The sequence below is a fragment of the Taklimakanibacter deserti genome (assembly GCA_003574785.1).
The window spans coordinates 62,069-83,259 of sequence record QORU01000020.1 but is presented as its reverse complement, the minus strand read 5'-3'; the positions used below and the strand labels follow the sequence as shown (position 1 = coordinate 83,259).

Genomic DNA, 21,191 nt, shown 5'->3' with positions numbered 1-21,191 from the left:
CAGGAGATTGAGCTCACGGCAAAGAAACACGGAATTCCGGCAAAGTTTGGATTGCGGGATTGGACTAGCCTGACGATCAGCGGGCAGGGCGCGAAGCGAGGTGAAAATGACCGACGCATTTGACGTCATCATCGTGGGTACGCGCTGCGCCGGCGCGCCGACGGCGATGCTCCTGGCGCGCAAGGGCTATCGCGTCCTTGCCGTCGACCGCGCGACCTTTCCGAGCGACACGGTCTCCACCCATATGGTGCATCCGCTGGCGGTGCGCGCGCTGTCGAACTGGGGTCTTCTGAAGGCCCTCGAGGAAACGGGATGCCCGCCCATCGACACCTATGCGTTCGATTTCGGCCCCTTCACGATCGCCGGCGCTCCGGGTACCAAGGAGGCTCCCGTCGCCTACTGTCCACGGCGAACCGTCCTCGATAAGATTCTCGTCGATGCGGCGCGGGCGGCCGGTGTCGAGCTGCGCGAAGGCTTCACCGTCGATGAGGTGCTGATCGAGAACGGCCGGGCGGTCGGCATCAAGGGCCATTCCCGCGGCGGCGCGCCGGTCAGTGAAAGAGCAAAGGTCGTCGTCGGCGCCGATGGCAGGCAATCATTCGTGGCCGAGGCGCTAAACCCTGAGAGTTATGATGAGAAGCCGCCCTTGCTCGCGGCCTATTATGCTTACTAGAGCGGGCTTCCCATGGATGGTCGGTTCGAGACCTATATTCGCGAAAGGCGCGGCTTTGCCGCGGCCCCGACGCATGATGGGATGACCATGGTCATTGTCGGCTGGCCCTATGCCGAATTCGCGGCCAACAAGGAGGACATCGAAGGCAACTACCTGAAGACGATCGCGATGGCGGAACCCTTCGCCCCGCGGCTTGCGGATGCGAAACGGATGACGCGCTATGCCGGCGCCGCGGTACCGAATTATTTCCGCAAGCCCTATGGGCCGGGCTTCGCCTTGGTGGGCGATGCCGGCTACAACAGGGATTTCATCACCGGGCAAGGCATCCTCGACGCCTTCCGCGACAGCGAGCTCTGCGCCGCCGCTTTGGATCTGGCCTTGAGCGGTCAGCGCGCCTTCGACGCGGCGATGGCGGACTATCAGCGGCAACGCGATGCGCAGGTGAAATCCATGTATGACTTCACCTGCGGGCTCGCGACGCTCGAACCTCCGCCGCCTGAAATGGGTGAGCTCTTTCAGGCCGTTCACGGCAACCGGAAGGCGATGAACCGGTTTGCGCAAATGAACGCCGGAACGATCAGGCCTGCGGAATTCTTTGCGCCGGAGAGCGTCGCCGAGATCATGTCGGCGGGTTAAGCAGAATTCTGGCCCTGCTCGGGCCGAGGTTGTACTATGCATGAGGTCCCCGAGTTCCAAAGGATGGAGAGTTCATGCGTGGTTCCAATCTCCGGCGCGTCCTTGATCGCCGACTGTTGCTGCAAGGATTTGCCTTAGGTGCTGCAGTCACGGCCGTGCGGCCCGTTCTCGCGGCCGAAACGGTCGTCGGCTCGGTGTCCGAAATCACCGGCGATGCCGTCGCCGAGATCGACGATCAGCGCCGCAAGCTGAAGCGCAAATCATCCATCTTTCTCGGCGACACGCTGAGGACGGCGGCGAGCTCCAGGCTCCGGGCCTTGCTCGCGCGCAAGACGAATTTGCGGCTGGGGGCCGAGACCTCGATCCGGATCGACCGCTTCATCGTCGAGCAGGGCGGCGAGCTCGTGCTCGACAGCGGCACGCTCCTGCTCGATACCAGGGGCAAGCTGCTGAACCACCTCGAGGTCGAGTCCCCCTTCGCCCTCATCGCGGTGCGCGGCACGCGTTTCTTCGCCGGTCCCATCGACGGCATATTCGGCGTGTTCGTCGCGAGAGGCGCCGTCGACGTCACGGCCGGAGGCAGCACGGTCCGGCTCAGCCTCGGCGAAGGCACCGACATCGCCCGCGCCGGCGCTCCGCCGGGACCCGTCAAGAAATGGGGCGCCCCCAAGATCGCCAAGGCGATGGCCCTGGTGCAGTAGGGCGTGACGAGAGAGATGTGTCTATCTCACCGCCACGCCTTCCGGCTCGAACACTTCGATCTCCTCGTCGAGCCCGCTGATGGCGATCGGGCCTAAGCTGCGCAAGGCGATGCGGCCATCGAGCGCCTCGGCGGTGCCTGGCCCGATGAGCACCGTCGTGCCGAGGCGCTTGTTGGCACCCTCGAGCCTGGAGGCCAGGTTCACCGCACTGCCATAGGCCGTATAATCGCGCCTGGCCCCGCGCCCGACATCGCCCAGCACCGCCGGCCCCGTCTCGATGCCGATGCGGGTGCGCCCGAGCCCGATGGCGGCAAGTGCCGGCTCGCGCCGCAGCGCCTCGCTCGCTTTCACGATGGCGATGGCGCAAGCGACGGCCCTCTCCGCATGATCGGGCAGATCGAGCGGCGCGTTGAAGAAGGCGTGCAGCCCGTCGCCCACGATCTTGTCCACCATGCCGCCATGGCTGATCACGATGCCGGCGACCGTGTCGATATAGCGGTCGAGGAGCGCGATCGTCGCCTCGGCGCCCACGCGTTCGGTGAGCGCGGTGAAGCCCTCGATGTCGGTCATCAGCGCGGTGATCATGCGCGTCTCGCCGGCGAAGCGGATCTCGCCTGGATTCTCGACGATGCGACGCACCATTTCCGGCGTCAGATGCATGGAAAAGCGTCTCTCGATGGCGAGCCGCTGGCGATAGGTCCGGGCAAACTGGGTCAGGGCCGCACCCTGGACCGCGATTGCTGCGATGAGCAGGGGGATGAGCGGATCGGTGAGGAGGAGCCATTTCGTCGAGAGCGCTATCGCCGCCGCCGCCCAGAGAGCGCTAAGCGCCAGCACGGTCAAGGCGGCACCACCCGGCGAAAGGCGGATGACGGCGAAGATGCCGAGGAGTCCGATAAGGCCTCCCACTACCGCTTCCATCCAGTCCATGGAAGGCGGGCGCGTCGGAATGTGCCCGCTCAGCATCTGCTCGACAGCCTCGGCTTCGATCTCGACGGAGGGCATGAAGGGGTCGGCCGGCGTCAGCCGCAAACCGCCGGCTTCGGGCGCGCTGGCGCCCAGCATCACGATCTTGCCCGCAAGGTCCGGCGCCGGCGCGCCGCCCTTGAGCAGCAGCTCGGCGGGCACCGTCCGCGCCTCGCGGCTTGTCTTCGTCGTGAAATGAAGCCGCATCGTCCCATCGGCCGGAAGCGGCACGGCGTGGCTGCCGATGCGCAGGACCTGCGGCGGGGCGGAGGCGATCAGCGTGCTGCCGCCTTCATCCGCCCGCAGTGTTTCGACGGCGAAGCCTGCGAAAAGCGACTTTGCGCCCACGGCGAGGAGATAGACCGAGCGCACCGGCTGGCCTTCGGCCGCCGGCAGCGAGACGACGCCCAGCCCCTTGGCATTGGCCGCGAAGGCGGGTGCCGGCGCCACCACGCCCGGCATCTGCAGCAGATCCGGCACCGCGACCTCGCCCTGGGTCGCGACCGGTGTCGGTGAGATCATGATGCTCTCCGGATCGGGGGCCGGATCGAGCAGCATGGCGAGGACGGTAGGAACCCGCGCGATGGCTTGCGCCACGCGGTCATCGGCGGGATCCGCTATCGGCGGCTCGCGTGCCGGAAGCAGGATGTTGATGGCAAGCGCCGCAGGTCTAGCTTCGGCGATCTTGTTGACGAGGTCGGCCAGGCGGTCGCGCGGCCAGGGCCAGGGTCCGATGGCCTCGAGCGCGTCGCGGCCGATGTCGATGACCACGACCGGGCTCTCTTCATTGGCGCGGGGCGACCAGAGGAGCAGCCGGTCGAAGACGCCCTCGCGCAGATTCCGCACGACCTTGCCGGGGTCGAGGAGCGCCGCCGCGAGCGCCGCGAGGAGACAGAGGCCCCCCACCAGAGCGACCAGACCGGCGCTTGATTTTATCGGCTTCATGAGGAGCCCGAAGATCATCCAAGATTGTGGACCATAGCATGGCAACGCGGCCCGGAAACCGCGAGATGGGTCGATTGTCCACTTCCGAGATTGGCACCTCCGCTATAGACGGGCAACGAAACGCGCAAGCAAGCCACGCCGCGGAACTGTCGATATCGCATCACCTGGATTGCATCATCCGGAACGGACAAGACCCAAGGTGGCGCGACACCTCAGGGTTTCGAAATCCCTCTCACCGTCGCACGCCATGCTCAGGATGCGGTTCGCAATCTTGGACCTGATCTCGTTATTCACGGGTCCGATGTCCGCACAGGCTTGTCGTAGAACGTCACTCAGAAGATTGCGCTCAACAGCTGTAAATACCGCATTCATCATGACGCCTTGTTCATGGCGAAGAGGGTTTGAGAACCGGCGCGATCAATTCTTCCGGGTTGATTTCCACAATCTGTCCGATGCCGGGACGACCGACCGGGGGAGGGATATAGATTGTCGTGGAAATTCGGCGATAAGCCGGCACGATAAGATCGCCGATCGGCTCCTCTTCAGTGATTACTTCATAATCTCCCGCAGCGCAGATCTCGTCCATTCCGGTGAGCTTGAATGGCGTCGGAAATGAGTAGATGAAGCGCGTGGTACGATTTTGCATGGACTGTTTCGCCCTGATTGCAATGGTATTTCACATGTGGATTTCGGGACGCTATTGCAAGCAGAATGACGCACTTCCGGCTTTTATTCACTGCGCGGACGATTTCGCTAGGACAAACCGAAGAAGAGGCGCATGGTGATGGGATTATCTGTTTCGACCACTGGCACGCAGATGACTGAGAGATAGCGACTCCCGCCTGTCGGCAATGGAGGCTTTCTCATGAGATGGTCTTTCTTCCGCATTTTCCGGAGCCTAGGTCTCCACTGAGAAAGCGGTTCAGGGGCAACGCGGTGCTTTTCCCGACTGAACCGCTGCTACCGCGTTATCAGTACTGAGATCCCTCAACAACGCACGAGTGCTCGTTGCCTCGGGGCGGCCGATTTCGCGCACGTCCCGGCTGAATAGCGCGAGGCTCATTTCAAGAAAGGAAATGACGATGCAACTTCCATCAAATCTTAAACCCACACTATGGGGCGCGGCATTGGGCGCTGGCCTCTTAGCCCTTGTCGGCTTTACCTTCGGCGGCTGGATGACAGCCGGCACCGCTGAGCGAACGGCCGAACAACGTGCGTCGAACGCTGTTGTCGCTGCTCTGGCACCGATCTGCCTCACTCAGTTTCAGGTTGCCGGAGACACGACGACTAAACAGGAAGAGCTGAAAAAGATAAGTACCTACGAGCGCGAGTCACTCATAGAAAAGGCGGGATGGGCGACGATGCCGGGAAGCACGAATGCAAATCCCGGTGTTGCCAGAGCCTGCGCCGATTTGATCAGCAAGGCCAAGTTCTAGCAAGGGACTGCGCTTGTCTTAGGTCGAAACACCTAGGCAGGCGGGGGCCGGGCATTGAGCCCCCTTGAGGTCCGGTCCCCTCTTCCCTACGAACGAGCCGAACGTGGCGACCACGCCCCCTTTTTCGTCATCAAATTGGTAGCCAATGAACTCCCCAGCAAAGCCATTACCCAAAATCAAAGAAATTGCGATTGGCCGCTTCGAACGCGAGCCGAGCACTATTGTTCTCACTGTCAGGAATGCCGATGACGCCGAATATCAGGCCGCCATTGCTTCGACGGATGCCGGCAATCTGGTTGCCAGCCTCATTACATCAGTAGGACGGACACTTGATGAAACGACAACCCGCAGAGCTGAGCTGGCATCTACTCGGGTGTTTATCCCTGGCGCCGGGATCGGCTTTGGCAATACCGCCGCCGGCCCTGTGCTGGTGGCTCAGACCGGCGGTTTGGCCCTAGTCTTCAGCATCACGCGGCGCGATCTGTTCGATATGGCCAAGCAGATTCTCGAAGACCTCCAGAGCATCGAGCAGATCGACAGTCCTCCCATGCATCACTGATTGCACTGGACGACAGTCTTGCTGGTGGAGATGGCACGCCAAGCTCGACCCGTCACCGTACGAAGAGCTCGCGTGCCTTGGGCGAATAGTGCCCGACCTTGTCGGGATCGAGAGCGACACCGAGGCCCGGCGCATCCGGAATGGGCAGATAGCCGTCCTTGTCGAGCGTGAAGGGTGTGGCGAGGATGCCGTCGACATAGGGGCTGCCGCCGATGAATTCGACGAGCTCCGTATTGGGCATCGCGGCGGCAAGCTGCAGATCGGCCGCGACCCCCAGCGCCGTGTTCCAGCCATGGCCGACATAGCGGATGCCGAACTCGTCCGCCATCCAGGCGATGCGCCGCTGCTCGCTGATGCCGCCGACCTTGGTCGCATCGGGCTGCACGATGTCGAAGGCGCCCTTGACGAACCAGGGCAGGAAGGTCTGCCGCCTTGTCAGCACTTCGCCGCCGGCGATCGGCACTTTGCTGCGCCTGCGCAATTCGCAATGATCTTCCAGCGCATCGGGCCGCAGCGCCTCTTCGAACCAGCCGACATTATATTGGGAGAGCATCTCCGCCGTGCGCACCGCCCAGTTGAGGCCCTGGCGCCAATAGGCATCGCTGCCGCCGGCATCGACGAAGAGCTCGGCCGCATCGCCAATGCCCTCCCGCGCCGCGCGCACGATCGCCTCGTCGAGCTTGGCATCATCGCTGCGGCCGAACGGCCCCCAGCCGATCTTGAAGGCCCGGAAACCCTGGGCATGGAAGCGCTGGACCACGTCCTTCATCTGCCGGGGCTCTTCCATCAGGAGCGAGCAATAGGGCTTCGCGCGCGTGCGATAGACACCGCCCAGCAAACGTCCGACCGGCTGCCCCAGTGCCTTGCCGCAAATATCCCACAGCGCGATGTCGATGCCGCTGATCGCATGGGTCAGCGTGCCGCCGCGCCCCATCCAGAAAGTGTGCTGGTTGAGCTTCTCCGTCACCCGCTCAGGCTCGAGCGCGTTCTCGTCCTTGTAGAGGGGCTCCAGTACTTTCAGCGCCGCCTCGACCAGCCCGCCATTGGTGAAGGCGCTGCCGAAGCCGGTGATGCCTTCGCTCGTATGGACGGCGATCAGCGTGTGGACGGAATCTTCAGGGCGGATCTCGTGCGACCAGCCGCCTTTCGGACTCTCGCCGAGAAGAGGGGCTGCGGTGATGCGGGTGATTTTCATGTTGTTGCTCTTTTCGTTGGTGTTCAGAAAGTCGCCGACACGCCGCCATCGACCAGCAGCACCTGGCCGGTCACATAGGCTGCATCGTCGCTGACCAGGAAATAGGCTGGCCCTGCGATGTCTTCGGGAAGGCCGGCGCGGCCGACGGGGATGCGGCCATATTTGAGATAGATGTCCTTGAACCAGTCCGTCTCATGCTCATGGCCGCTGCCGTCGGGCAAGAGCGCCATGCGGGTATTGATGAACCCCGGGCAGAGGGCATTGGCGGTGATGCGGTCGGGGGCGAGGTCGCAGGCGAGGCAGCGCGTCATATTGACGAGCCCGCCTTTCGCCGTCGAATAGGCAAGCGAGGCGACGGAGCCGCGCACGCCCATGATGGAGGCGATGTTGAGCACCCGTCCGCCCTTCGTGGCCTTGCGCAGCAAGGGCGCCGTGGCGAGCGTCACGGCGAGCGCGCCTTTGAGATTGATGTCGAGCACCTTTGCAAAGCGCGTCATGGTGAGCTCATCGAAAGGCGTCGCATCGAGGATGGCGGCATTGTTGACAAGGATGTCGAGCCGGCCATGCGCTTTGTCGATGGCCTGCGCCAGCGCCGTGACCGTTGTGTCATCGGCAATGTCGACGCGCAGTGTCTCGCCGCCGATCTCGCGTGCCGTGGTTTTAGCCTTTGCGTCGTCGACATCGCCGATCACCACCCGGGCACCCTCTTCGGCGAGGCGCCGCGCGATCGCGGCGCCAATGCCTTGCGCCCCACCCGTCACCAGCGCCACACGGTCCTTCAGTCTCTGTGCCGCAGCCATCGTCACTCCTCTGTCTGTCCTTCGGGCCGCATGCGCCAGGCGACGACGCCGGCGAGCGCCAGCGAGATCACCAGCACCAGGGTCACCAGCGCGTTGATCTCCGGCGAGAAACCGACCCGCATCATCGCCCACAGCCTTAAAGGTAGCGTCGTCACCTCGCCCGCCAGGAACACGGTGATCAACGTCTCGTCGAAGGAGAGCGTCAGCGCCAGGACTGCGCCGGTGACGATGGCCGAGGCGAGATGCGGCAGCAGCACATGGCGGAAGGTCTGGAGCCGGCTCGCGCCGAGATCGGAAGAGGCTTCGACAAGCGAGGCCGGCATGGCCTCGAGCCGCGTCAGCACCAGGCGATAGGCGACGGCGAGCACGAAGACGGTATGGCCGATGACGACCGTCATCAGCCCGCGCGCCAGGCCGATCTCGCTCGAAGCGACGAGCAGCGACAGGCCGGTGACGATCGGCGGCAACAGGAAGGGCAGGTAGATCACGAGCTCGAGGAGCTTCCTTCCGATGGCGCCTTCCCATTGCGCATAGAGCGCCAGGAGCACTGCCAGCGCCATGGCGATGACGACCGCGATCAAGGCGACGATCGCGGTATTGGCGAGGGCCTGGAGGATCGAGGGATTGTCCCACAAGGTCACATAGCGCGAGAGCGAGAAGCTCGCCCAGTCGATCTTGCCGTTGTGGATGTCGACGACCGAGAACAGCGCGCTGATGATGACGGGCGCATAGAGCACTGCCAGCACCAGGAGGGTGACGAGCCCGGCGAGGCAATCGGCGAGAGTTTCACCGCGGCCCTTCATCTAGACTCTCCTCAAGGAGGCGACATAGCCCGCGAGCCCGATGACGGCGAGCGCCGTCAGGAGCAAGATGCCCGCCATGGCGGCGCCGAAGGGCCAGTTATAGGCGAGGCCGAATTGCGACCAGATCACCCGGCCGAAGGTGAAGCCCGACGTGCCGCCGACCATTTGCGGCGTCACGAAATCGCCGAGCGCCAGCACGAAGACGAAGAGGCTGCCGGCGATGGTGCCGGGCAGCGACAAGGGCAGCACCACGCGCCGGAAGGTGGTGCCGGGCCCGGCGCCGAGATCGGAGGAGGCATGGAGCAGGTTGTGCGGGATGCGCTCCAGGGTGAGGAAGATCGGCAATATGGCGAAAGGCAGATAGATGATCGTCATCGTCAGGAGCACGGCGCGCTGGTTATAGAGGAAGAGCAGGCTCGGCTTGTCGAGGAGGTTGAGGCCGAGGAGCGTCTGGTTGAGGAGGCCGTTCAATCCCAGGATAGAGCGCAGCGTATAGAGCTTGACGATATAGCTCATGAACAGCGGCAGCACGGTGAGGAGCAGGAGGAAATAGCGCGAGCGGCCGCGGCGCCTCCACACGAACCAGGCCACCGGATAGCCGATGGCGATGGCGAAGACCATCACCTCGAGGCAGAGCCACAGCGTGCCGAGGAAGGTGCCCCAATAGGTTGGGCTGCCGAAGAAATTGACATAATTGACGAGGCTTACGTCGCGCACGATCTGGTTGCCCTCGACGCGGAAGAAGGAAAGGACGAGGAAGGACGCGATCGGCGCCAGCACCAGTGTGGAGGGCAGCGCCGCGACGAGAGCGAAGAGCGCCCATCTGGTCGACAGCCGTTCCATCAGGCCTCGACCAGCACGGCGTCGGCCGGATCATAGGCGAGGCGGACTTGATCGCCCTTGGCGAAGGAGAGGTTCACCTCGCTCGGCATGCGGACATCGAGGCTCAGATCATCGCAGGCCAACGGCTTCAGGATCAACCGCGTGGTGGCGCCGATGAAGACGACCTCCTCGATGCGCGCCGTGAGGGAGGAGCTTTCTCCTTGGGCGGCGAGGCGCAGCCGCTCGGGCCGGATCGCCAGGATGACTTTCGCAGCCGACGCGAAGTCGCCGGCGCGGGCTTTGAGCGCGCCCAAGGGCGTATCGACGGTCGTGCCTTGGGCGCCCGCCTCGCTGACCGCGCCCGGGATGAGGTTGTTCTCGCCGAAGAAGGCGGCGACGAAGCGCGTCTTGGGCGCATAATAGACGTCCTTCGCTGTGCCCAGTTGCTCGATGCGCCCGTCCTTCATCACCACGATGCGGTCCGACATGGTGATCGCTTCTTCCTGGTCATGGGTGACGAAGACGAAAGTGGTGCTGATGCGGCGCTGCAATTGCTTGAGGAAGAGCTGCATCTGCTTGCGCAAATTCGCATCGAGCGCGGCGAGCGGCTCGTCGAGCAGGATGAGCTTCGGCTCGCAGACGATGGCGCGCGCGAGCGCCACGCGCTGGCGCTGGCCGCCCGAGAGCTGGCCCGGATAGCGGCCCTTCATCTCGGCGAGGCCGACGACGGCGAGCGTCTCCTCGATCAGCTTCCGCGTCCGGTCGTTCCGCTTGCCCTGCACCATCGGCCCATAGGAGACATTGTCGAGGACGCTCATATGCGGGAAGAGGGCATAATCCTGGAACACGGTGTTGAAGGGCCGCTGATGCGGCGGCAACTTCGTCACGTCCGCGCCGTTATAGACGACGCGGCCCGACGTCGCCTGGGTGAAGCCGCCGATGAGCCTGAGCACCGTGGTCTTGCCCGAGCCCGAAGGGCCGAGCAGCGTCAGGAACTCGCCATCCTCGATTTGAAGCGAGAGCGGCGGCAGGACCTCCACCGGCCCATAGCGCTTCGACAGATCGATCAGCTCAAGCGGCATTGGGATGCGACTCCATTCACGTCACCTTGTACCTCTTCACCACGTCCCAATCGATCTCGACGCCGAGGCCGGGTTTCTTCGGCAGCGGGATCGTGCCGTCGGAGCGGAATTCGAGCTCCTCTTGTGCAAGCTCGCGGCGCAGGCGTTCGACGCAGAGCTGTGGTGGGAGGTATTCGATGAAGGCGCAAGTGTCGGTGACGAAAGCGAGATGCGCGGTGGCCGAAATGGAGATGCCGGTCTTCCAGCAATGCGGCACGATGGTGAGGCCGCGATCCTTCGCCATGTCGCAGACGATCTTCGCTTCGCCGATGCCGCCGACCCGCCCGACATCGGGTTGCGCCACCTTGACCTTGCCGCGGTCCATGAGGTCCTCGAATTCGAAGCGCGTCGCCAGCCACTCGCCGCAGGCGATGGGCATGGGCGCTGCCTCTGCGAGCTTCGCCATCTCTTCGACATTGTCCGACCAGATCGGCGTCTCGAGGAAATAGCAGTTGAAATCGCGCCAGTCCTTGATCACCGACAGGCAGGTCTTCGCGTCCTCCCAGAGATACTGCACATCGACCATCAGCGTGATGTCGGGCCCGATCGTCTTCCTTACCGCCGCCAGCACCTCGGTGTGGCGGTCGTAGCTCTCGCGCATGCCGCCATGGGCATAGGGTCCGTTCATCGTCACTTCGGTCTTCATCGCCTTGAAGCCGAGCTTCTTCGCCTTTTCTGCCGAGAGGCAGAGCGCGTCGCGATATTCCTCGAAGCGGTGACCCGCCGGCTGCAGCGAGGCATAGGGCAGGATATGATCGCGCGTGGCACCACCCAGCAATTCATGCACCGGCTTGCCCAGCGCCTTGCCGCAGAGGTCCCACAGCGCCATGTCGACGGCTGAGAGGGCATGGATGACCATGCCGCGCCTGCCGTTCATCGCGGTGCCGAGATAGATCTTGCGCCAGAGCTCGCCGATCTCGAAGGGGTCGGCGCCTAGGAGCATCTCGCGGATCGACAATCCCATTGTATGGGTGCCCGGCGCATCGATGCAGGCTTTCGCCATCCAGGGATTGGCGTCGCATTCGCCGATCCCCTCGATGCCTTGATCGGTCCTGAGCACGATGACGAAGCTGTCCTGGGCGGAGGAGGTGAATTGCGGATCGTAATCCGGCGCCAGCAGCACATGGCATTCGACATCGGTGATCTTGAGCTTGGGGCGGGGGCCGGCGATCACCGGCGACAGCGTCTTGAGCGGCATGGTCTTCCCGTTGTTTCTTTCTCTTCTCTCTCCCTCATTCCCCTTCTCCCGCGCGGCATGCGTGGGAGAAGATGGCCGAAGGCCGGACGAGGGCTCTTTCGCGTAGTGTGCGCTGATCTCGACAAGTATTCCTTGCTGAACAAAGGGCCCTCACCCGCCCTTCGGGCACCCTCTCCCATTGCTTCGCAACGGGAGAGGGGAGAGACTGAGCGGGGGTGAGGGGTATTTTTGCGATCAGCTCGCCTTCACCTCGTTCCACAAGGCGACACGCTTCTCGAAATTCTCCGGCGTCAGCAGCCAGGACAGGCGGTCGCCATAGGTCATGCCCGCCTTCTTGTTGGCCGCATCGTCGGTGGTGTTGCCATAGGATTTCTTGGTGGTGAGGATATTGCCGACCTTTTTGTCGAGGCAGGCATTGATCCATTGATGGGCGAGGTCGACATCCTTGGCGCCGGCACTCACCACCCAGCAGTCGAGCCAGCCGATGGCGCCTTCCTTCGGGATGGTGAGCGCTGCCTTGACGCCCTTGGCCTGGAGCGCCGGCACTTGCGGCTCGCCCATCGAGAACATGAGCTTGATCTTGTTCTGGGCGAAGATGTTCACGCCGTCGTCGAAGCCCGCGTAGTAAGTGAGAAGCAGCTTCTTCTGGGCGATGAGCTTCTCCTTGACCTGGTTGAACTCATCGTCGCTGAGCTTGTAGGGATCCTTGAGGCCGAGCACGAGGGCGGCGAGCACCACGGAGTTGTTGGCGTCATCGAGCGCGATCATCTGCTGCACATATTGCTCGTCCCACATGACGGCCCAGCTCTCGGGCGCCGACGGGAAGGCTTCCGTGTCATAGACGAGCGGCAGCGAGCCCCAGGCAAAGGGCACGCCATAATGCTTATCGCCGCGCATGATCGGCTCGACCTTCTGGAAGGACGGCACGATATGCTGCGCATTGGCGATCTTCGCCATGTCGAGCGGCTGGATGAGGTCGCCGTCGATATAGCGCGCGAAGGAAGAGGTATCGAAGGCGACGACGTCGAAATCCGCGCCCTTCGAGCCCTGCATCTTGGCGAACATCTCATCGACCGAGCCCGTATAGACGATGTTCACGCTGGCGCCCGTCGCTTGCTTGAAGGGCTCGACCCAGTCGGGTTCGGCATAGCCTTCCCAGGTCAGGATGCGCAGCGCCTTGTCTTGCGCGCGCAAGATGGACGGTGCGGCGAGTGTTGCGGCGGTGGCGCCGGCCACGGCCATGAAGTCACGGCGTGTCAAGGTCTGTTTCATTGCTGTTTCCTCCTGTTATCTTTATCAGGCTTGGATCGTGCCCCGGGCCTGGCCGGCCCAGTGCGCGGCGGCGGCCTCGCGCGATTTATGCGGGCCGACGATATGGACAGGGATCTCGGCCGCGATCTCTTCGGTCGAGCCTTGATCGAGCACGCGGCGCAGCCGCCGGTGCTCCTCGATGATGTAGTCGAAATCGGTGCGCCTGAAGGTGGTGATGCCGAACATGATCAGCACATGGCGCGCCATGGCCGCCCACAAGGTTTGCAGCAAGGGCGAATCCGAGAGCGCATAGATCTGGGTGTGGAAGGCAAGGTCGGCGCGATTGATCTCGATGCGATCCTGCTTCAGCGCCGCCCGCTCGATCGCCGCAAGTGCCTCGTCGAGCCGCGCCGCCAATGGCGGATGGCGGCGGATGTTCTGGGCGGTGCGCTGGGCGCCCACCGTCTCGAGCGCCGCGCGCGTGTCATAGATCTCCATCGCCCAGCGCTCGTCGAGATCGATGACATGGACGCCGCGGCGCGGCTGCGCCCGGACCAGGCCCTGGCTCTCCAGCACGCGCAAGGCTTCGCGCACCGGCACCCGGCTTACCGCCATCTGCTCGGCGAGCTCGAGTTCGAAGACGCGCTGGCCCGACAGGATGCGCCGGTCGCCAATGGCTTCGACGATCCGGTCGGCCACCATTTGCGGCAGGCTCAGGGGTCGGATCGGGTCGAGAGACGTCCCGCCGGGCTCCGAAAGGACAGGTTCATTCAAAGTCATTTATGGATTATGTATACATGATACATGGAGTCAAGTCCCTTCTATCCAGAAATCTGTCGCAACAACCTTGCGGAAAGCCAGCAAAACGGTTTCATTCATGTCGGGAGACGGCGAAGGCAGGTTGAAGATTCGAATGATGACGCCGGAAGGCTCCTGTGCGGCGGAGCAAGAGCGCGAGCCCCTTTATCTCCACAATAAGAATGGGTTGGATCTGGTTGCGCGGCCGGAAACGCTGACCCTCGCGCCGCTGCCGGTGCGGCGCTGAAGAGGCCAGCATGGCAGCGCGACCGGTCAATCCCTTGAGCCCCGGCGGCAAGAAAGCCGCTGAAGCGGATCTCGCCAAGGCGGGCGAGCGCCGGCAGGTCACTGCGCTCTATTACGATCTCGTCGGCTCGACCGACATGATGCAGCGTCTCGATCTCGAGGATTTCCAGGAACTGATCGCGGCCTTCCATGCCATTGTCAACGAGGCGGTGACTCGCCACCGGGGCGTGATCCGCGACCTGCATGGCGATGGCGGTCTTGCCATGTTCGTCTCGCCGACCGATCCCAAGGATACCGCCTCGCTCGCCATCGCCGCAGGGCTCGACACGACCGAAGGCTGCCGCAAGCTCGCCCAGGCGCGCAAGCTTTCCGAATTCCATGTCCGGGTCGGCATCGCCACGTCCATGGCGATCATTGCCGCGGCCGAGGCGGGCCAGGCGCCCGAGCAGGTGACCGGTGTCGCCCCCGCCCTTGCCGCGAGGCTCCAGGCGATCGCCCGGCCCGACACGGTCGTCGTCTCGCAACTCACCCGCCAGCTCGCCGGGCGGTCTTTTTCCTTCAGCTTCCTCGGCAAGCAGGCCCTCAAGGGCTTCGCGCCCGAGAATGCCTGGCAGGCATTGCGCCACAAGCTCAATATCGACCGCTTCTTCGCCTTCGGCAAAGTGACCTCGCGCATCGTCGGGCGCGAGCGCGAGCTCGACCATGCCTTCGACTGCTGGCAGAAGGCGCTCCATGGCGACGGCCAGGTCCTGTTGATCGAAGGCGAGGCCGGCATCGGCAAATCCCGCCTGCTGCATGAGATCCGCAAGAGCACGCGCGCGACCCGTAAACGCCTTTTGCTGCTGCAATGCGCCCCGGGCGGCGCCCATCAGACGCTCCACCCCCTGCTCCATGCCCTTTCGCATACCGGCCTCACCGCCGCCCGCAAGCCGTCGCCGGCCCGCATCGAGGCGTTGTTCCGGCGCAACGGCATCGACGATCCGGAGGCGGTACGCGTCTTCGCCTTCCTGCTCGGGGCCGAGGGCAAGGCGGATGACGACCTCGCTTCCGCCACGCCCGACGCCATCCGCGAGAAAGCCGTGAGCGCCGCCGAGCGCTGTCTCGCCGCCCTCTCGGCCGAGGGTCCGCTCCTCATCGCCATCGAGGATGCGCATTGGATCGATCCGACGTCCTATCTCATCCTTTCAGCCCTCTCCCGCACGGTAAGGCGCCATCGCGCCCTGCTGGTGGTCACCGCGCGCCGCTTCGAGCCGCTGCAGAGGCCAGGCAATGGCGGAACGAGCCATCTGGCACTCAGCCCTCTCGATCGCGAGGCGACGCGGCTCGCCATCGAGCAGAGCTGGCCCGAAACCGCCGAGGCCCTGCCTTCCGGCCTGTTCGAGCCGATCCATCAGGTGACGGCCGGCAATCCGCTGTTCGTCGAGGAATTCTGCCAGTGGATGAGCGAGAACCGCATCGAGGCGGCGGAAGTGCTGACCAAGCGACCGTCGTCGGCGCGTCCCGATGCCTTCGAGAACATATTGTCGGCACGCCTCGCCAATCTGGGTCCGGCCCAGGAGATCGCCCGCTATGCCGCGGTGATGGGCCGCGATGTCGATTATTCGCTGCTCTGCGGCATCCTGCCCGATGTCAATGCCGCGGGCATACTGGACGCACTGCGCGCCTTGGGCGATGCCGGCATCCTGCTGCGCAACCGCATCCCGGGCTATCCCGCCTTCTCCTTCCGCCATGCGCTCATCCAGGAGACGATCTATGCGAGCCTGCTGCGCAAGACGCGCCAGGCGGTGCATGGCCGCATCTTCCGCCTGGTGGCGGAGAACCGCGATCTGGCGCCGTGGATCGGCTCGGCGGCGCTTGCCGCCCATGCCGAGAGCGCCGGCTGGATGGAGGAAGCGGTCGAGGCGTTCGTCACCGCCGGGAAGGAAAGCTCGGCGCAGTCGGCTCTCACCGAGGCGCGCCAGATGCTGGAGCATGCGCTGGGCCTGATCGAGACGGCGCCGCCGGAACGCCGCGATGAGCTGAAGCTCCAGGTGATCGCCGCCTTGTGCCCCGTCCTCGCCGGTATCGAGGGCAAGAAATCGCCCGAGGTCGCGCGCCTCTATGCGGAAGGTGTGGCGCTCGCCAGACGTCAGAAGGCCGAAGACCAGCCAAAACTGTTCCCTGTCTATTGGGGCTGGTGGTTCACCTCTCCCGACTTCGCCGGTTATCGCGAGCGCGCCCAGATCATCCTCGCCGACCTCAGGGAGGTCGCCGACGCCGAAGTGCAGTTGCAGGTGCGCCACTGTGTGTGGGCCATCGATTTCAACCTTGGCCATCATGCGAGCTGCATCGACGCGGTCAATGGCGGCATGGCCTATTACGAGGCCGGCCGCGGGGCAGAAAACTTCACTCTTTTCGGCGGCCACGATGCCAAGGTCTGCGGCCTCGGCCAGCGCGGCCTGTCCCTGTGGCTGACCGGCCAGGGCAACCGCGCGGTCGAATCGGTCAGGCAATCCTGCGCCTGGGCCGAGACCACGACACATCTCGGCAGCATCGCCCATGCCTATGACATCGCCGCCATGTTCCATCGCTACCGGCGCGATTTCGACGCTCTTGGCGCGCTCATCCAGCGCATGCGCGACCTTGCCGTGAGGCATAACAGGCCATCGCTCGCCGCGAAGACCACGATCTTCGAAGGCTGGTGTCTCGGGGCCCGTTCCAATCCGCGCGCCGGGCGGAAAATGATGGAAGAGGGGCTTGCCGTCCACGCCGAGATCGAGACGCCCGAGGACCTTCCCGTCTACAATGACATGCTGGCGGAATTGCTGGCCCGCACCGGCGATGTCGCAGGCGCCCTGGAGCTCGTCGCTTCGGCCGTCGCCGAGGTCGAGAAGAGCGGGCACCGCTACTGGCTCGCTGAATTGCATCATCGCCGCCTGCGGCTTCTCGCCCAAAGCGGTGCCGACATCGCACCGATGACCGAGGCCGCCGAGGCGAGCCTCGGCATCGCGCTCGAGCAGAACGCCATAACCCTGCTGCTCAGCGCCTATCGCACCATCGAAGCGCTCGGCTTCTCGCCGGATCTCGCCGCGCGCTACCTTCCGCATGTGGAACGGGCGAAGCTCGCGGTCGAGGCCGGATGCACGCTCATCGTCAATCCGGAATCCTTGCCGCATGGCTGAACCGGGCCGCGACGGCCGACAAGGCCCCATGGCCGGCGAGATCCTGCGTCGGCTCATGCCGGATATCGACGCCCTGGGCATCACCCGCATCGGCGACATCACCGGCCTCGACCGGGTCGGCATTCCCGTCATGCAGGCCACGCGCCCTCTGTCGCTGTCGAATTCGGTGGCTCAAGGCAAGGGCTTCACGCCTGAAGCCGCCGCCGTCTCGGCTATACTCGAAGCGGCGGAATGCTTCTTCGCCGAGCGGCTTTCGCATTTCGAGGCCGTCACCGCCTCGGCGGACGACCTCGGAATTCCCCCCGCGCAGTTCGTCCCGCATCTTTCGAATGACTGTCCGCGCGACTGGCACGCCGAAGCCCTGGGCTGGACGGCGGCGAGCGACCTTCTCTCCGACACATCGCGGATGATTCCGCTCAGCCTCGTCCACACCGCTTTCACCTATCCCTTCAATCCCCAAGATGCCTATTTCGAGGCCTCCACCTCGGGTCTCGCGGTGGCGCTCAATGAACATGACGCCGTGCTGCATGGGCTCCTCGAATGTTTCGAACGCGATGCCTTGGCCGCCGCCAACCGCACCCATGGCTTCTTCCAGCGCTTCCGCATCGATCGCGCGACCATCGACGATCCGGTCCTCAACGATCTTCTCGATCGCGTTCAAAGCGCCGGGCTCCTGGTCGGTCTCTGGCGGGTCGAGGCCCGCGCCTGCGTATCCGTCATCTGGTGCCATCTCCTCGAAGAGGATCGTGGACAAGGCACGCTCATTCCTTTTCCCGCGGAAGGCTCGGCCGCGAGCCTCGATCCCGCCGCCGCGGCCTGCCGGGCGATCCAGGAGGCGGCGCAATCGCGGCTCGCCGCCATTTCCGGTGCGCGCGAAGACATCACCCGGCTGGCTTATCCCCGCTATCCCGATTGGGCGATGATCGAAGCGCATCGCAAGTTGCTCAAGGAGGGGCCGCGCCCGATCGACTTCTCGGTACTTGCGCCACCGCCGGAAGCCGGAGCGAACTGGCTCGAGCTTCTGATCGCGCAGGCCTCCGCCGATGGTCTCGCCTCGCTTCTCGTCAAGCACCTCGATACGCATCCCTTTGCCGGGCTCTCGGCGGTCAAGGTTTTGGCGCCCGAGCTTTTGCCTTTGAGCGAGGGATGAATGGAGCAGCCGCCCATCATATTCCTTGGTCCCTCGTTGCCGCTTTCCACCGCGAAGGACATATGCGATGCGATCTATCTGCCGCCGGCGGCGCAGGGCTCGGTCATCTCGGCCGTGCAACGATATGAACCCCGCGCGCTCCTCATCATCGATGGCACCTTCCAGTCCGCGCCCGCGGTCCGGCACAAGGAGATCCTATGGGCGATGGCGCGCGGCGTCAGGGTCTTGGGCGCCGCCAGCATGGGCGCCTTGCGGGCGGCCGAGCTCCACGGCCATGGCATGATCGGCATAGGCCTCATCTATCGCTGGTACCGCCGCCATGCTTTCGCGCCCGATGACGCGGTGGCGGTTCTGCATATGCCGGAGGAGCTCGGATCGGCGGCAATGACGCTGGCCCTTGTCGATCTCGTGCAGACGGTCAAGCGCGCCGAGCGCCTGGGCGTCATCGACAACGTGCAGCGCCGGCATCTCGAGACCGCAGCGCGCCGGCTCAACTATCGCGAGCGCACGCTTGTCAATGTGATGAGGGAGGCCGGGACCGCGGCGGATTACGCCATGCTCGAGCGGCATATCGTCGAGCAAAAGCGCGATGACGCCGTGCAGGCCTTGCGCTTCCTGGATAAGGTTAACGCCATGCCGCCTCCCACGCCTCGACCCTTTACCTGGACAACCGCATTTGTTCGCGACCTTCGTCACGCGAACATTGCTCTGCCGGCCGATGCATGATCCTCGGGTCTGTTCCCAACGAAATGACCGTATGGTAGGTTCCGCGGATGCGGGGTTACAGAATGGACGATTCCTCTGCTGCGGGCGAAGACCGTGTGAGCTCGCCGCTCGGCACGCGCTTTCTTCTCTATCCGCAGGCGCCCTATGTGTCGGGCTATGACAAGCCCGAGCCCGTATGGATATCGACACCGCCCGACCGGCTGCGGCCGGGCCCGGCCAACCGCCGCCTCCATGTGCGCGATCCGCTCCTGGAAAAAGAGCCATACGAGTACCCCTACCTGCCGCCCTTCGTCGGCGAGGTCTATCCGCCGGCGGAAGCGGGGCCCGACGGTCATTTCGATCATCTGAGCCCGGGCACGCGACAGTTCATCGCCGCCCATGCCTTCGCTTCCGTCCAGCGCGTGCTTGACATCGTCGAGAGCTATCTCGGCCATGAGATCGTCTGGCACTTCGCCGGCACCTATGACAGCCTCGAGATCATTCCCTGGGTCGAATGGCGCAACGCCCAATCGGGCTACGGTTTTCTCGAGCTCGGTGTCGACCGCGGCGCCGATGGCGAGGCAGCTCCCTTCGCCCTCAATTTCGATGTCATCGCCCATGAGGTCGGCCATGCCGTCCTGTTCTCTTTGTTCGGCATGCCGGAAAGCGGCCTCGATAGGGGCGACTTCGGTGCCTTCCACGAATCGAATTCGGACCTGATCTCGCTTCTCTGCTTCATGCATTTCGATACCGGCCTCGACCGCTTGTTGCGCCATTGCGAAGGCAATCTCCTGATGCTCAACGAGCTCAACCGCATCGCCGAGCTGACCGGCGACCGGCAGATCAGGCTCGCCGGGAATTCACGCCGTATGAGCGAGGTCTCGGGCGAGATCCACGATCAGTCGCGGCCTTTCACCGGCGCCGTCTTCGACACGATCGTCTCGGGCTTCCATGCGCGCCTGGCCGAGCGCGAGCTCGCCGATGCGCGGCTTCTCGAGATCGATATTCATGACGTGGACGCGGCCCAGATGCAGCGCCTGTCGCAGTTCACGGCGGGGGCTTTCCGCGCCCGGCCTTATTTGTTCAAGACGGCGCTCGTCGAAGCGCGCGATGAAGTGGCGCTGGCCCTGGTGCAGGCATGGCAGCGCCTCGATCCCGATCGCTTGAGCTTCGCTGAAGCCGCGATGACCTTGTGCGAATGTGGCGATGCCGCCTCGCCGGAGCTGGCAGCGCGGTTCGAAGCGAATTTCCTGTGGCGCGAGATTTTGTGATCAGAAGGAGAGGCCATGAGCGATTACCATAGACCGACCTATACATCCGCCGATGCCAGCAACAAGCCGACCAATGCCGATGGTCACTACAATCCGACGCAGGTCCGGCTGTACGGCATCCCCGGCAGGCCAGGTATCGTTTTTGACGGACCCAAGGTGACCATCTCGTCCTTCAATGAAGGTGCGAGCAAGAGCATGAATATCAGGTTCGATCTCAGCGAACCGGAGCGGGTCAAGGAAGAGATCGACCGCGTCATCAAGGTGCTCACGACTTTGCGCAAGAATCCCGGGAAGCCGATCGACATCCAATCCCTCTGGCCTTCCGGACCCACTCCCAACTCAACCGGGGCCACCTTTCAACTGGGGCTGGCCATGAAGCTCCTGGGCACGGTTCTCCTCGGCACCGAAACGAAGGGCGACAAGCTGTCGTCGGGAATCATGTTCGGTTATGCCTATGAAGGGCATACCTATGATTTCCCCAAGCCCAAGATCATGCTGGTACCCTCTCTTCCCCTGGTTGGCCGGATCCCGAATGATGATTCAGGCTACCAGGACAAATATGCAGAGGGCTATCGGGTGTGGCTGGTCGACAAGCTTGATCATTGCGTGGAGGTGGAAGTCAGCCAGGGCTTCATCGACGAACTCGTTCTGGAAGCCAACATGCCCGGCAAGCGCTCGCCGACCGCGTATAAGGCCGTGATGAACCTCGCCCATCGCGGCGGCCGGCTGACGGAATAGCGAAGCCCACCGGCCC

21 protein-coding genes are annotated in these 21,191 nt (G+C 63.9%); 11 read left to right on the top strand and 10 right to left on the bottom strand.

All coding sequences use genetic code 11. The annotated features are described in order from the left end of the window. The first annotated feature begins 106 nt into the window (after positions 1–106). From DS839_RS37085 to DS839_RS31690, 3 genes are all read left to right on the top strand, one after another. Positions 107–673 carry an NAD(P)/FAD-dependent oxidoreductase gene (locus DS839_RS37085; protein WP_368912034.1) on the top strand — a complete coding sequence of 189 codons (567 nt, stop codon included), beginning with the start codon at positions 107–109 and terminating at the stop codon, positions 671–673. 12 nt (positions 674–685) lie between these two features. Beyond that, positions 686–1,309: a hypothetical protein gene (locus DS839_RS37080; RefSeq protein ID WP_368912033.1), complete on the top strand. Its 624-nt coding sequence runs from the start codon at positions 686–688 to the stop codon at positions 1,307–1,309. A gap of 74 nt (positions 1,310–1,383) precedes the next feature. Then, complete coding sequence (locus DS839_RS31690) at positions 1,384–2,010, top strand: FecR family protein (protein WP_119274547.1); 627 nt, start codon at positions 1,384–1,386, stop codon at positions 2,008–2,010. 21 nt (positions 2,011–2,031) lie between these two features. On the opposite strand, the gene DS839_RS31685 is transcribed toward DS839_RS31690, so the two are convergent. Both DS839_RS31685 and DS839_RS31675 read right to left on the bottom strand, forming a co-directional pair. Next, the gene (locus tag DS839_RS31685) at positions 2,032–3,921 is read right to left on the bottom strand and encodes a CHASE2 domain-containing protein (protein WP_162918934.1); all 1,890 of its coding nucleotides are present in this window, start codon (positions 3,919–3,921) and stop codon (positions 2,032–2,034) included. Between the two features lie 385 nt (positions 3,922–4,306). Further along, positions 4,307–4,567: a hypothetical protein gene (locus tag DS839_RS31675; RefSeq protein ID WP_119274544.1), complete on the bottom strand. Its 261-nt coding sequence runs from the start codon at positions 4,565–4,567 to the stop codon at positions 4,307–4,309. Positions 4,568–4,997: 430 nt separating this feature from the next. On the opposite strand from DS839_RS31675, the gene DS839_RS31670 reads away from it, so the two are divergent. Then, the gene (locus tag DS839_RS31670; protein WP_162918933.1) at positions 4,998–5,357 is read left to right on the top strand and encodes a hypothetical protein; all 360 of its coding nucleotides are present in this window, start codon (positions 4,998–5,000) and stop codon (positions 5,355–5,357) included. Between the two features lie 145 nt (positions 5,358–5,502). Next, positions 5,503–5,916, top strand: a complete 414-nt coding sequence (locus tag DS839_RS31665; RefSeq protein ID WP_119274542.1) for a hypothetical protein — start codon at positions 5,503–5,505, stop codon at positions 5,914–5,916. Positions 5,917–5,968: 52 nt separating this feature from the next. Here the strand turns inward: DS839_RS31665 and DS839_RS31660 are convergent, their stop codons facing one another. The 8 genes from DS839_RS31660 to DS839_RS31625 all read right to left on the bottom strand — a co-directional run bounded on the left by DS839_RS31660 (position 5,969) and on the right by DS839_RS31625 (position 13,886). Beyond that, complete coding sequence (locus tag DS839_RS31660; protein WP_119274541.1) at positions 5,969–7,111, bottom strand: mandelate racemase/muconate lactonizing enzyme family protein; 1,143 nt, start codon at positions 7,109–7,111, stop codon at positions 5,969–5,971. Positions 7,112–7,134: 23 nt separating this feature from the next. Further along, positions 7,135–7,911, bottom strand: a complete 777-nt coding sequence (locus DS839_RS31655) for an SDR family NAD(P)-dependent oxidoreductase (protein ID WP_119274540.1) — start codon at positions 7,909–7,911, stop codon at positions 7,135–7,137. Positions 7,912–7,913: 2 nt separating this feature from the next. Then, on the bottom strand, positions 7,914–8,714 hold the full coding sequence (locus DS839_RS31650) for an ABC transporter permease (RefSeq protein ID WP_119274539.1): 801 nt from the start codon (positions 8,712–8,714) through the stop codon (positions 7,914–7,916). Beyond that, positions 8,715–9,557, bottom strand: coding sequence for an ABC transporter permease (locus DS839_RS31645; RefSeq protein ID WP_119274538.1), 843 nt, complete (start codon positions 9,555–9,557; stop codon positions 8,715–8,717). Beyond that, the gene (locus DS839_RS31640) at positions 9,557–10,618 is read right to left on the bottom strand and encodes an ABC transporter ATP-binding protein (protein ID WP_119274537.1); all 1,062 of its coding nucleotides are present in this window, start codon (positions 10,616–10,618) and stop codon (positions 9,557–9,559) included. The genes DS839_RS31645 and DS839_RS31640 overlap by 1 nt, the downstream gene beginning before the upstream one ends. Positions 10,619–10,634: 16 nt before the next feature. Next, a complete protein-coding gene (locus DS839_RS31635; protein WP_119274536.1) occupies positions 10,635–11,855 on the bottom strand; it encodes a mandelate racemase/muconate lactonizing enzyme family protein in 1,221 nt (406 codons plus the stop codon). 234 nt (positions 11,856–12,089) lie between these two features. After that, positions 12,090–13,127 (bottom strand): extracellular solute-binding protein, encoded by a 1,038-nt coding sequence (locus DS839_RS31630; RefSeq protein ID WP_119274535.1) that lies wholly within the window; start codon positions 13,125–13,127, stop codon positions 12,090–12,092. Positions 13,128–13,151: 24 nt separating this feature from the next. Beyond that, positions 13,152–13,886 (bottom strand): GntR family transcriptional regulator, encoded by a 735-nt coding sequence (locus DS839_RS31625; RefSeq protein ID WP_119274534.1) that lies wholly within the window; start codon positions 13,884–13,886, stop codon positions 13,152–13,154. A gap of 133 nt (positions 13,887–14,019) precedes the next feature. On the opposite strand from DS839_RS31625, the gene DS839_RS37075 reads away from it, so the two are divergent. From DS839_RS37075 to DS839_RS31600, 6 genes are all read left to right on the top strand, one after another. After that, positions 14,020–14,151, top strand: a complete 132-nt coding sequence (locus DS839_RS37075; protein ID WP_368912032.1) for a hypothetical protein — start codon at positions 14,020–14,022, stop codon at positions 14,149–14,151. A 10-nt stretch (positions 14,152–14,161) separates the two neighbouring features. Further along, entirely contained in the window at positions 14,162–17,311 is a 3,150-nt protein-coding gene (locus DS839_RS31620; protein WP_119274533.1) for an ATP-binding protein, read from the top strand. Continuing rightward, positions 17,304–18,461, top strand: coding sequence for a YcaO-like family protein (locus DS839_RS31615; protein ID WP_162918932.1), 1,158 nt, complete (start codon positions 17,304–17,306; stop codon positions 18,459–18,461). The genes DS839_RS31620 and DS839_RS31615 overlap by 8 nt, the downstream gene beginning before the upstream one ends. Next, complete coding sequence (locus DS839_RS31610) at positions 18,462–19,187, top strand: TfuA-like protein (RefSeq protein WP_119274531.1); 726 nt, start codon at positions 18,462–18,464, stop codon at positions 19,185–19,187. Between the two features lie 62 nt (positions 19,188–19,249). Continuing rightward, positions 19,250–20,437 (top strand): gluzincin family metallopeptidase, encoded by a 1,188-nt coding sequence (locus DS839_RS31605; RefSeq protein ID WP_162918931.1) that lies wholly within the window; start codon positions 19,250–19,252, stop codon positions 20,435–20,437. Positions 20,438–20,452: 15 nt separating this feature from the next. Continuing rightward, positions 20,453–21,175 (top strand): hypothetical protein, encoded by a 723-nt coding sequence (locus DS839_RS31600; RefSeq protein ID WP_119274529.1) that lies wholly within the window; start codon positions 20,453–20,455, stop codon positions 21,173–21,175. Positions 21,176–21,191 lie beyond the last annotated feature (16 nt).